The following is a 12,356-nucleotide window of genomic DNA, read 5'->3' as shown; positions in this document are numbered from 1 at the left end:
AGGCAAAATCCTATCTTACTTTTTCCTAAACCCAAAATGCCATGAACTATCGCCACTGCTTGACTGTGCTGGCTTTCGCGGCTTGCGCAAGTCCGAAAGTACAGGAAGAAACCACCGCCCAATTCCAAACCATCGGCTCCGTAGAGCGCCTGGATTCGGCGATCAATGTCCTGATTCCGGCCGATGCCCGGATCGAGGTCTTGGCATCCGGATTTGAATGGGCAGAGGGACCACTGTGGCTGGAGAGTCAGCAGGCCTTGATTTTTACCGACGTGCCTACCAACAAGGTCTGGAAATGGACAGAAAAGGACAGCCTCTCGCTGTACCTGAGTCCTTCGGGCTATTTGGGAGATAGGACGGACAAAAACGAGCCGGGCGCCAATGGCTTGGCCTTGGATGCGTCGGGCAATCTCGTTCTTTGCCAGCACGGGGAGCGGCAAGTCGGGAAGATGCTTTCCTCCATCGATTCTCCCAAGTCCGAGTTTGAAGCGCTGGCGACCGGCTACGAAGGCAAGCGATTCAACAGTCCCAATGACCTGGTGTATAATTCCTGGGGGCAGCTCTTTTTCACCGATCCGCCCTATGGCATGGATCCCTGGGACGAAAAGGAACTCGACTTCCAGGGTGTGTATCGCTTGGATGCGGACGGCACGGTGTCGCTATTGGTGGATTCGCTCTCGCGGCCCAACGGCATCGGGTTGAGTCCCGACCAAAAGACGCTGTACATTGCCCAGTCCGACCCCGCCAAGGCGCGGTATTACGCTTTTGAACTGGATGAAAAGGGAAATGTCCTGTCCGGAAAAGTCCTGCTCGATGTGACTCCCTTGCAGAGCGAAAGTAGAAAAGGCCTGCCTGATGGATTGAAAGTCCATTCATCCGGGCATTTGTTTGCCACCGGTCCGGGGGGCGTCTTGGTGATCAGCCCGGAGGGAAAGCTGCTGGGGTCGGTCATGACGGAAAACGGCACGGCAAACTGCGGCTTCGATACCGGTGAGAAATACCTCTACATGACGGCCGACGGCTATCTGATGCGGATCAGGCTGAATGCAGCAGGATGAGTGCGGGATGGGGCGTTTTCGACCTTCCTCAATGACTTAGATCCCAATCTTTGCTTAGACTTTCGGCAGTGTCCAGGGTTTTCTGTAATCCGGCCAAACCAGCGCATTGGCCGCTTTATTTCCCACAAACTCCCTTTTTGAATCATCCCATATCAACTCCTCCGCGCCTACCCGGGCAGCAATGTTGGGAATGTGGGCGTGAAGTGCGGCAATCCTGCCCGCTTCCGGCGGGCAGACGGTTTGGTTCCGCGTTTTGATGCAGTCCACAAAGTTGGCCACGTGCAGGTTGTGGGACTCTTTGGTTCCTTCTAGCTTTTTGGCTTCGCACTTGGGAGACTTGGGGCTGTCGCTCCACTCGGGATAGACCTCGTAGCCGCTTCGGTTGACGACCAGGGTGCCTTTGTCGCCGACATAGGCGATGCCATAGGGTTTTCCATAGGGGCCGGTTTGGAGTCCGCCATTCATGTCGTAGTTGATGAGGAAGTCTTTTTTTGGGAAAAGCACGTTCATCGTGTCAAAGGTGTCGCGATCCCGGTTTTCCGTGTTCACGTTGCGCGCGTAGGTCAAGACCCGCGAGGGCGCTGATGGATTCTCCTCTGCCCACACAGCCATGTCCAGGAGATGGACTCCCCAATCGGACATGAGGCCTCCTCCATAGTCCCAAAAATGCCGCCAGCTGCCGTGAAAGCGATTGGGGTTGAAATCCCGCAAAGGCGCTGGTCCCAGCCAGAAGTCATAGTCCACGCCCGCTGGGATCGCCGCATTTGACTGTTTTTCGTTTCCCAGGCCATAGTTGAAGTTGGACCAGATGTTGACTTTTCGGATTTTGCCCAGATGGCCGCTTTTGACTAGGTCTTTTGATTCAATAAAAGCTTGTCCGGACCGCTGCTGCTGGCCCACCTGGACGACTCGATCGTAGCGTTTGGCTGCGCTGGCGATCAGGTCGCATTCCCCGATGCTGTTTGCCATAGGTTTTTCCACATAGACGTCCTTGCCGGCTTGGCAGGCGGCGACTGCGATCAGGCAGTGCCAATGGTCTGGGGTGCCGATGATCACCGCGTCGATGTCTTTGCGCTCCAATACTTTCCTGAAGTCGTTGAATCCCTCCGGTCTTGTGCCTGTTGCCGTTTCCACTTCCTTTAGTTTTTCGTCCAGTACGTTTTGGTCCACGTCACAGAGGGCGACACAGCGCACCTCGGGTAGTGCCAGGTGGTGTCGGAGTATTCCAAAGCCCATGTTTCGGCAGCCGATGAGCGCGACGCGTAGTTGGTCGCTTGGGGAGATTTTGGTTCTGGCGACGGCAATGCCGGGGCTGAGCCAAAGTCCGCCAAGTAGCAGGGAGGAGGATTTCAGGAAGTTTCTGCGGTCAGTCATGGTTGTTTTGGGGTTGTGGGATACAAAATAGCGAAAAAGTCCTCTCAGGCGATATTGATTGTCTGAGTGGTTCAGCAAAGTGTTAATAATGTGTGGAAATATCCAGTTTATACAGTGGAAAAATAGTGGAGAAGTAATTGGGGTATTTTTTGGAATCGTCCTGATAATCAGCCAACTTTAATATTACCAAGTAAGAGATAAAAGGCCGGCAGTAAGATGTCGGGCGATAGTTTGAAAGTCTGAAATCGGGTACAAAGGGGCACTTACCAACGGGTAGCTGTCTGAGACGGGCAACCGCAGAAGTACAGAAACAGATTGGCCCCAAAAGGGACATCCGAACGCAATGTAAGTAGGAGGCTGATGACGATTCGCTACCAACTCGGGCAACTGGGGGATAGTCGTATAAACTGTAGCTTGGATTGAGTTGGAGGCTATGGTTTCCAGTTCATTAAACGGGAAGGTTTCGCAAGAAATTCTTCCCGTTTCTGTTTTTAGGCGTATTTTCGGAAATGAAAACTCTTTCCCTCCCCGGCATCCTGCTTTTTGCCGCCGCCTGTTTTTTCTCCTGCACTACCAAAGACTCCGACGATCAAGTCGCCCAAAACCGTCCCAACGTGATCTTTATCCTTGCCGATGATCTGGGCTATGGGGATCTGGGCTTTCTCGGACAGCAGTATATCGAGACGCCCAACATCGATCGGCTCGCCAAAGAGGGGATGTTTTTCACCCGACACTATTCTGGTTCGCCGGTTTGCGCGCCTTCGCGATCTACGCTTTTGACCGGTTTGCATACCGGCCACACGCCCATCCGCGGCAATTCGGAGGTGCAGCCCGAGGGACAGCTTCCCTTGACGGATTCGCTGCAGACCCTCAGCAAAATCTTCCAACAGGCAGGCTATGCCACCGGGGCGTTTGGCAAGTGGGGCCTTGGCATGAACCAGACCACTGGAGAACCCGTGAACCAAGGCTTTGACGATTTCTACGGCTATCTCTGCCAGCGCTATGCACACCGCTATTATCCCGCCTACCTCTGGGAAAACGGGCAGAAGGTAGACCTGCCAGGGAATGACTGGACACAGAAAACCACCTACGCCCCAGACCTGATCCAGGCCAAAACGCTGGAGTTTATCGAGGAGAATAAGGCAAATCCTTTTTTCCTCTTCATGCCCATCGTGATGCCGCACGCCGAGCTGGCTGCACCGGATGATGAGCTTTTTGTAAAATACAAGGAGAAGTTTGGCGAGGAAAAACCGCATGTGGCACCTCAAGGAGGCGATTATGGCCCCGACATGAGGATATCTGCTTACCAGTCGGAGGCCCATCCCCACGCGGCATTTGCGGCGATGGTGGAACGCACCGACCGATTTGTGGGAGAGGTTGTCGCCAAATTGGAAGCGTTGGGCCTGGCGGAAAATACCCTGATCGTATTCACCTCAGACAATGGCGCCCATCGCGAGGGAGGGGCGGATCCTGACTTTTTTGACTCCAACGGCCCCTTTAGAGGCTACAAACGAGATCTCTACGAGGGCGGTATCCACGTGCCGATGATCGTGAAGTGGCCTTCGAAAGTAAAGGCTGGAAGCAGCTCTGACCACGTCTCCGCATTTTGGGATTGGCTGCCGACCTTCGGCGAGATCCTGGGAGAGGAGAAGGTAGCCGGAATAGACGGAGTATCCCTTCTTCCCAGCTTGCTTGGCGAGCAGTCCCAAACCCGGCACGAGTACCTTTATTGGGAGTTCCATGAGCTAGGAGGCCGGCAAGCCGTGCTTCAGGGCAATTGGAAGCTGGTCAAATACCAAGTGAAAGATTCCACTAAAACGACGCTGGAGCTGTTTGACCTGGCCAGCGATCCAGGGGAGCAGCAGGATCTAGCCGCGCAGAACCCGGAAAAAACCAAGGAGCTTGCGGCTTTGCTGGAGCAGTCCCACTTTCCCAATCCGGTTTTCAGCCTTTTTGACCAATAAAAAACGGGAGCCATCGGCTCCCGTTCCCTTACCCAATCAATTTACTTATTACCCTATAAGTAGAATGAAATTATTTCTTCTTCGAGTCCAAACTGTCCTTGTCTGACCTGCTTTTTTGATTTTTCCAGTTGAGGGCCACGATCGCCCAGTCTTCCGTGCTGTCGCTGAACTCATGGATGACCTCAAATCCCACCCGCTGGTGGGCCTTGATCGAGCGGATGTTGGAGACGGCGATCTCGGTGATGGCAAAATCAAACCTGTCCGAAAAGTAGGCGCTATAGGCCTCGTACATCCTGTCAAAAATCCCCTGACCCCGGTAGTTTTTTCCTACACAGATCTGGCCGATGACCAGGTACTGGGACGTGGACACCGGCTGCCCGGCATAGGATAGGCTTTCAAACTGGCCAAACATCGGCACAAGCACCGGCACCAGGTCCTTGGAGGCTTTGGTCATCGCCAAGATGTAGCCCACCACCGCCTCCCCGTCCTTGGCGATGAGATGCGGGGCAATTGCGTTCATTTCCGCCAGCTGTCCTAGGCTGTGGTTGACCGTCACAAAGCCCTGCTCGGCCTTTTCCGATTCGGAGATGCTTTGGGGCAGGTTTTCTTTTTGGAGGCGCAGGATGCCGAGCAGTTCGGCTTCGGTTTCGGCGGGTCTGAATAGGATCATGGTCAAAAATTTTGCGAATCTAGCCCAAATCCCGGCTTTTTCCGACCGTTTTTACCCGATGAAAGCTTTTGATCGACGGCAGGAGGATTCAGGCCGAATTTTCTTAGTTTTAAAGCCGTCAACCCAAAAAAACACATGAATTTCAACAAGTACTACTTCGGGATCTGGTTCTTCCTCTTCGCTCTTTTCGCCTACTGGCAGTTTAACGATCCCGACCCGGAGGTCTGGGTCAGCATCTACGGTGTGGCCATGGTTTTTTGCCTGTTTGGATTTAGGGGGATTTTCCCGAAGATCCCGCTCACGCTGGTTCTTGTTCTTTGCCTGCTGGGTGCCATTTACTTCTTTCCTGGAGGGGTAGGAGACTGGATCTCCCAGGAGTGGGCCCAGAAAGATCTGACCATGAAAACTCCCGAAATGGAGGAAAACCGCGAAACCTTCGGCCTTTTGATCATCGCATTGGCCCTGAGTCCAGCCCTCTACAAGGCCTGGAAAAAATAAAACTTGACCCATAACAAACCCATTGACCTGATGAAAAAAGCCGTTCTCTTTTTCCTTGCCATGACCATAGGCCTAGGGGCCTTTGCCCAGCTGTCCAAGACATCCCAGTCCAAGTACTTTGAGATCCGGAAGTACTACGCGCATCCCGGCAAGCTGCCCGATCTGCTCAAGCGTTTTGAAAACCATACCATGTCTTTGTTTGAAAAGGCGGGGATGGAAAACATCATCTACCTGCTGCCGGTGGACAATACGGACAATTCCATGACCTATATTTTGGGGTACCCGGATGCGGAGGCGAGGGACAGGATGTGGAAGTCCTTTTCCGATGACCCCGAGTGGAAGAAAGTTTATGAGGAGTCCCACGTAAACGGCCCTTTGGTGGCCAAGGTAGAGTCAACCTTTATGACCTTGGCACCTGAGCTCAACGACCGGGAAATAGCGACGGGAAGCGGGATTTTCCAAATGCGGACCTACCATTGCTTTCCGGGAAAAATCGAAAATATCCAGGCCAGATTTCGTGACTATACGCGCGACCTCTTTGCCAAGCAGGGGCTGAAAAGCTATCCCTATTGGCTGACTGCCGAGAAGGACGGGGGCCAATCCAAGCTGGTGTATCTCCTGGGGCATGACTCCGAGGAGTCTTTCAACGCGGCTTTTGACCGATTCCGAGCCGATCCTGACTGGATCAAAGCACGCGACGCCTCTGAGGAGTCCGGCAAGATCGTGGAGAAAGTGGACGCGGTATTTTTCAAGGCCCTGCCTTTTTCACCGATGAAGTAGCAAGGCGTTTCTGTTTGGCCAATCCAAAAATCAAGGCGGACAGCAATGTCCGCCTTTTTTAGTCCAGGTCGACGTGGTAAAGCTTCTGCAGCTGGCTTTCGTTGACTGAGGCGGGCATAGTGCGAAAAGCCAGATTTCTCAGCCAAACACCAATTGGATTTTCCAGTTGGGCGATTTTGCCGAGGGTGCGGGACTGGATCACAATCTGGCGGGTGCGGGGAAGCCGTCTTTTTTCAAAAGCCAGGAAGGCTTCCGGTATATCGGCGTTTTTGTCCAGGCAGGCCATCAAGATCGCGGCGTCTTCCAGCGCCATGCAGGCACCTTGGCCCATATTGGGAGTAGTCGCGTGGGCGGCATCGCCTACCAATAGGATGTCGCCAAAGGCAAAGCGGGACAGGGGTGCCAGATCGGCAATGTCGTTCCAGACGATGGGAGAGGTAGTGGCCTGCAATAGCTCTGGGATGGGCTGATGAAAGTCCCCAAAAATCTGCATCAGCTCTTCCTTTTTGAAATCCTTCATTTCCGAGTCCGCATGCGGAGCGTTGACACAGGCAAACCAATACACTTGGTTTTGCTGTAGGGGGACTATGCCAAATCGCCCTTTTCTCCCCCAGGACTCGGAGGTTTCCTGTATCCTGAGCTGGGTGTTGTCCGCGATTCCTCGCCAGCAAGTGTATCCGGCAAAGCGTGGAAGCGAGTTGGGGAGCAACTGCCGACGGATGGGCGAGTGGATTCCCTCTGCCACGATCAGATGCTTGGCGGAGAGGCTGCTGCCATCTTCGAAAAAAACGGTGTATTCCTCGGCTTTTTTGTCAAAGCGAACGGATCTTTTGCCGCACAGCACCCGCTTTTCGTCCAGAAAGGAAAGCAATGCCGAGTGGAGGTCAGCCCGATGTATGGTGAAGTTGCCGTACTCGGGATTGTGTGCGTGGGTCTTGCTGATCAGCTTGCCGCTTTGGTCGTAGATGCTGAAGTCCCTGAGCCGATTTCCCTTTGGAGTGACGGCATCGGCTACGCCAATTTTGGAGAGGGCCTTCATGGCATTGGCGGCCAGGGCAATCCCTGCGCCCACGGGCCGGATGGCATCGGCAGCTTCCGCCACGAGGACATCCTTCCCGATTTTCCGCAAAGCGATAGCGGTGGCCAGTCCGGCGATTCCCCCGCCGAGGATCAAAAATTCAGAATCTGCCTTCATTCGGTGTGTAATTGTCGAAGACGAAGATAATAGGAAGCAAAACAAAACGGCCATCCCGTTTTTTCAGGATGGCCGTTTGGGAAAATTTGACTCGGTTTTACTTCGGGTCGAAGGTGATGCCCATCACGATGAAGGTGCCGAGATCGGCTCCTTTGGCATCGCTGACAAAATAGAGCTTGTGCTTTTTGCCGTCGGTGTTGCCGGTGATCGGGATCTGTGCCTGATGCATGAGGATAGGCATGCCCGGCGCGCTGAATCCCTCGCTTGGCTGCTGGAAGCCGGAGGCCACCACAGGGCCGGTAGGGCTGTCGAGACGGATCTCGAAGGATACCGGTACCTTGAGCGGCTCCTGGGATGCGGTCATCAGGGTGACCGCGCCAATGCCAGTCAGGTCGATCGCCGGCAGGGAGAAGGAGCCTTGGGTAGAAGGCACCATGAGCAGATGCCTGCCGTCAAAGACCATCTTGGTGAAGACGTCAAACTCTCCCGCTTGAGCCAGGTCCACGGCATTGGGTGACAGTACCAAAGAAGAGGCTCCGGTGAGCGGCTTGATGTTTTCCCCGCCCTTGTCGGTGTAGGTTGCAGAGATGATCAGCGCACCAGTCGGGGAAGCGGTCTTGCCCAAGGTAGCATCCAGCGAACCCTTGGCCGGAAGGCTAGGCTTGGCTTCTTCCCTCAGGGAAAGGATATAGGTCACCAGTGCATTGGCATCGGCGGATTTTAGGTCTGGGTTAGCTGGCATGGCCGTTTCTCCCCATACTCCTCCGCCACCGTTTTTGATTTTGTTGAGCAGGTAGTCGCGGTCTCTTTCACGGTATTTTTTGGCGACTTCGGTATAGGCTGGGCCTATCGAAGCTTCGCTTTCCTTGTGGCAGGTCTTGCAGGTCAGGGACTGCACGAGGGACTTGCCGGTCATGGCTTCGGACATGATCTTGTGTCCCATGTCTGCCTCAGCGAGATCCACTCCGGAGACATAGTCTGCCGATACATAGAGCGTGGACAGGTCAGATGAGGCGGAAGGGTCGTCCGGATCGGATACCGCTACGGAGTAGTTGACCTTTTTGCCAGGGAAGTAGAAGGACTGGTTGCCATCGATGGAGATGGTCACTTCTGGGGTGGTATTGCCAGAGTACACGGTGACTGGAGTGCTTGTGCCTGTGAGGCCGGAGGGATCGGTGGCGGTCAACTTGACCTCATGATCACCCACCGTGCTGAAAGTATGGGTCAAAGTAGGCTCGGTGGTGGATTTGGTCTCGCCATTGCCCAGGTCCCAAGTGTAGGAAAGTGCGTCTTTCTCCGGGTCGCTGGCTGCGGCCTTGTAGGTGACGGTGAGGGGATTGGAGCCGGAGGTTTTGTCCGCCTTCAGGTCGGTCACCACCGGTGCCCGGTTGCCGCCGTTGTAGTCGATTCGGAAGAGACCGGAGTCCGGGTTTTTGGTAAACCAGCCATTGCCATATTCCAAAATGTAGATTTTGCCGTCAGGCCCCATTTCCATGTCGATCATCGCGTTGAACTTGGTGCCAGGCATGAAGGGCTCCATCTTGTCAAAGTCGCCGTTTTCTTTCATCGTCACCACTTTGATCCAGCCTCTGATCCATTCGTAGATGAAGAGTTTGCCGTCAAAATAATCCGGGAATCGAGTCTCTGCCGGATACATGTCCGAGTAGTAGACCGGGCCCGCCATGGCGTTTCTGCCCCCTTGTCCCACCGAAGGGAAGTCCGGAGAGGCGGCGTAGGGATACCAGATGAAGGCAGGCTGCACCGGAGGGAGCTGCTGCATGCCCGTGTTGTTAGGCGAGTTATTGACCGGGCCGGCAGCGGCAAAAGGAGCGCCGATTTCGCCCGTCTCGTAGTTGAATTCCCGGTAAGCGTAGTTGTTGCCGATCAGATAAGGCCAGCCGAAGTGTCCGGCTTTTCTGGCTTGGTTGACTTCGTCGTAGCCCCGAGGGCCCTTCACGTCCAGGGAGTCATTGTTGGCATCCGGGCCGACCTCACCCCAATAGAGGAATCCGGTCTTTTGATCCACTGAGATTCGATAAGGGTTTCTTAGGCCCTGGACGTAGATCTCGGGACGGCTGCCCTCGGTACCTTCCGGGTACAGGTTGCCTTCAGGGATGGAGTAGGAGCCATCCTCGTTGATTTTGATGCGGAGGATTTTACCTCTCAGGTCGTTGGCATTGCCGGAGCTGCGGCGGGCATCCCACTGCTTTCGGCCATCTCTCCCATCGATTGGCGCATAGCCGTTGAGGGTATATTGGGAGTCGTTTTGGTTGAAAGGCGTGGAGTTGTCACCCGTGGAGAGGTAGAGGAGCCCATCTGGGCCAAAGGCGATCGAGCCACCGGTATGGCAGCAGATGTAGCGCTGGGAGTACAGTTCCAAAATCACCTGCTCCGATGCCATATCCCATACCCCGTCTTTGAACACGAAGCGGGAAAGGCGGTTGATTTCTTCCTCGCCGGTAGGGGAATAGTACACGTAGACATAGTTGTTGCTGGCGTAGTTCGGGTCTTTTTGCAGGCCAAGCAAGCCTTCTTCGGCGTTGACGCCCTGCACGCCCGATTTCCAGTACACGTCCAGTTTGGCGACTTCTTTGATCGATTGGCTTTCCTGGTCATAAAGGAGGATTTCGCCTCTTCTCTGGGCTACGAGGATGTCGAGGTCCGGCAGCACGGCCATCTCCACGGGTTCGGTAAATTCCCCGTAGGAAAGGGCTGTTTTGGTAAACCGGTTTTCCTCAGGCACCCGCTTGGACTTGGCTTTGGAGTAGTCCAGGGCGATGTTGTCGCCGATGGCGTATTGGATCCCGGCGAGGAGGTGCTTGAGGTAGTTTTCCTCTTCGAAAGACTCCTTGGTGTGGCCGCCTCCAGTGTAGTAGGCACGGCCCCCGTCAAAATCGTGATACCAGGCGATAGGGTGCTCGCCCATGTCAAAACCTCCCTGATAGGAGGCCTCGTCCAGCATCAGGAGTTTTTTGGTGTCTGGGTTGATGTTTTTGTAGCTGTACCATTCGTCGGTACGCTCCCAAGACTCGGGCAGGAAGTCCACAGAGGGATGCTTTTCGCCGGTTTTGGTGATCTTGCCCGGCTGCACGTTGGGATGGGGATCGTTGATGCCGGGATGGTCGATGAAGTATCCTCCGACCAATCTGCCGTACCAGCCCCACTCGTATTCCGTGTCGGCTGCGGCATGGATGCCGACGAAACCGCCCCCGGATTGGATGTAGCGCTCGAAGTCAGCTTCCTGATATTGGTTGAGCACATCGGCGGTGGTGCTCAGGAAGATCACCGCGGCATATTGGGCGAGATTTTCCTCGTTGATGTTTTCCGCGTTCTTGGTGGTGTCCACTTCAAAGCCGTTTTCGGCTCCGAGCTTCTGGATGGCGGCAATGCCAGAAGGGATGGATTCATGATAAAATCCTGCTGTTTTGCTAAAAACCAGCACTTTGGGTGCTCCGTCCCGCTTTTTGCTACAGGCGGAAAACCCCAGTCCGATGACCAGCAGCAGCAGTACTAGGCTACGTAGGTTTTTGGGTAAATTCATGGGTTGTGATTTTTTTTGGAAAATAGGAAAAAATAAAGACACTCCGAGAATTGGCTCGACTTCTAATGTCTTTAAGTGAGAAAATAGGTCTTTTTTGCCCAAGCCCTAGGCGATCACCGAGGCTCCCGAGCTGATCGCCACGGGGATGAAATCCGGGTCTATGCCATACTCTTTTCTATACAGTGTGGCGATTTCCTCCTCAAAGGAAGCGAGGGAATTTGTCCTGACCAGGTTGATTGTGCAGCCACCGAAGCCGCCGCCCATCATTCGGGAACCGAGCACGGCGTCCATTTCCCAGGATTTTTCCGCCAGGAAGTCCAGCTCGGGACAGCTCACCTCGTAGTCATGGCTCAGGCTGAGATGGGAGGCTTTCAGCAGCCGACCAAACTCATCCAGCTTGCCGGATTTCAGCGCGGCTGCGGCCAGATGCACACGCTCGCACTCCGTGATGAGGTGCTTGGCTTTTGGGAAAAGGGCCGTCGGAAGCAGGGATTTTACTTTCTCCAAATCGGAAACCGCAATATCCCGAAGGGTGGTGATTCCGGGGAATTCTTCCGCCAGGATTCGGACGCTTTCCTCGCAGGCCTCGCGACGTTTGTTGTAGGCCGTGTCGGCGAGGGAGTGTTTTACCTTGGAATTGACCAAGACCAGGGAATAGTCACCGAGATCCACGGGGATCTCTTCGTGGTCGTTGCTGCGGCAGTCGAGCAGGAGGGCTTTGCCCTCCGCACCAAAGGCCGAGGCATAGGGATCCATGATGCCGCACTTCAGCCCGGCATAGAGGTGCTCGGACTTTTGCGCGTAGAGCGCGATGTTCTTTTTGGGAAGGCCAAATCCGAAAAGCCCCGAAAGGCCAGTGCCGATGGCGACCGAAAGCGCCGCCGAGGAGGACAGCCCCGAGCCAACGGGAATGTCCCCGCCTATGACCATGTCAAATCCCTCCGGCTGATAGCCTGCCTGTTGCAGCTGGGCGACCATGCCCATCACGTAGGTGGCCCAGTGTCCTTTTTTTGGGGAAAAAGCCTTCAGTTCAAAGGTAAATTCCTGGTCAAAGTCCAGGGAAAACAGACGGCAGACGGGTAGGCCGTTTTTCTGGATTGCGATCCAAATGCCCTGCCGCACAGCCGCCGGAAAAACAAAACCCTCCTGGTAGTCGGTATGCTCGCCGATCAGGTTGATCCGGCCGGGAGCGAAGGAAATCAGGGGAGTAGATCCGAAATGGTCTTGGAAGCTGGTTTGGATTAGGGAAATCATTGAGGGGAGTTGTTATTGGGTT

General features: G+C 54.6%; 9 protein-coding genes. 4 read left to right on the top strand and 5 right to left on the bottom strand.

Features of this window, described 5'->3' with window-relative positions; translation table 11 throughout:
- The first annotated feature begins 41 nt into the window (after nt 1-41).
- Nucleotides 42-1,058: an SMP-30/gluconolactonase/LRE family protein gene (locus J0A68_RS08625; protein WP_206577804.1), complete on the top strand. Its 1,017-nt coding sequence runs from the start codon at nt 42-44 to the stop codon at nt 1,056-1,058.
- Between the two features lie 54 nt (nt 1,059-1,112).
- Here the strand turns inward: J0A68_RS08625 and J0A68_RS08620 are convergent, their stop codons facing one another.
- Nucleotides 1,113-2,432 carry a Gfo/Idh/MocA family protein gene (locus J0A68_RS08620; protein WP_206577803.1) on the bottom strand — a complete coding sequence of 440 codons (1,320 nt, stop codon included), beginning with the start codon at nt 2,430-2,432 and terminating at the stop codon, nt 1,113-1,115.
- A 509-nt stretch (nt 2,433-2,941) separates the two neighbouring features.
- On the opposite strand from J0A68_RS08620, the gene J0A68_RS08615 reads away from it, so the two are divergent.
- A complete protein-coding gene (locus J0A68_RS08615; RefSeq protein ID WP_206577802.1) occupies nt 2,942-4,396 on the top strand; it encodes an arylsulfatase in 1,455 nt (484 codons plus the stop codon).
- A gap of 70 nt (nt 4,397-4,466) precedes the next feature.
- Here J0A68_RS08615 and J0A68_RS08610 read toward each other — a convergent pair whose 3' ends face one another.
- A complete protein-coding gene (locus tag J0A68_RS08610) occupies nt 4,467-5,066 on the bottom strand; it encodes a GNAT family N-acetyltransferase (RefSeq protein WP_236021426.1) in 600 nt (199 codons plus the stop codon).
- 135 nt (nt 5,067-5,201) lie between these two features.
- Between J0A68_RS08610 and J0A68_RS08605 the strand changes: the two genes are divergently transcribed.
- Together J0A68_RS08605 and J0A68_RS08600 are read left to right on the top strand one after the other, a co-directional pair.
- Nucleotides 5,202-5,564 carry a transmembrane 220 family protein gene (locus J0A68_RS08605; protein WP_206577800.1) on the top strand — a complete coding sequence of 121 codons (363 nt, stop codon included), beginning with the start codon at nt 5,202-5,204 and terminating at the stop codon, nt 5,562-5,564.
- A gap of 30 nt (nt 5,565-5,594) precedes the next feature.
- The gene (locus J0A68_RS08600; RefSeq protein ID WP_206577799.1) at nt 5,595-6,344 is read left to right on the top strand and encodes an NIPSNAP family protein; all 750 of its coding nucleotides are present in this window, start codon (nt 5,595-5,597) and stop codon (nt 6,342-6,344) included.
- A gap of 58 nt (nt 6,345-6,402) precedes the next feature.
- On the opposite strand, the gene J0A68_RS08595 is transcribed toward J0A68_RS08600, so the two are convergent.
- From J0A68_RS08595 to galK, 3 genes are all read right to left on the bottom strand, one after another.
- On the bottom strand, nt 6,403-7,539 hold the full coding sequence (locus J0A68_RS08595) for an FAD-dependent monooxygenase (RefSeq protein WP_206577798.1): 1,137 nt from the start codon (nt 7,537-7,539) through the stop codon (nt 6,403-6,405).
- Nucleotides 7,540-7,636: 97 nt separating this feature from the next.
- Nucleotides 7,637-11,080: a ThuA domain-containing protein gene (locus J0A68_RS08590; protein WP_206577797.1), complete on the bottom strand. Its 3,444-nt coding sequence runs from the start codon at nt 11,078-11,080 to the stop codon at nt 7,637-7,639.
- Nucleotides 11,081-11,185: 105 nt separating this feature from the next.
- Complete coding sequence (galK, locus tag J0A68_RS08585) at nt 11,186-12,334, bottom strand: galactokinase (protein WP_206577796.1); 1,149 nt, start codon at nt 12,332-12,334, stop codon at nt 11,186-11,188.
- Nucleotides 12,335-12,356 lie beyond the last annotated feature (22 nt).

The sequence above is a fragment of the Algoriphagus oliviformis genome (assembly GCF_017254915.1).
In the GTDB taxonomy this organism is placed as follows: Bacteria; Bacteroidota; Bacteroidia; order Cytophagales; family Cyclobacteriaceae; genus Algoriphagus; species Algoriphagus oliviformis.
The sequence above is the reverse complement of the archived record's forward strand: the minus strand, read 5'-3'. Positions and strand labels throughout refer to the sequence as shown.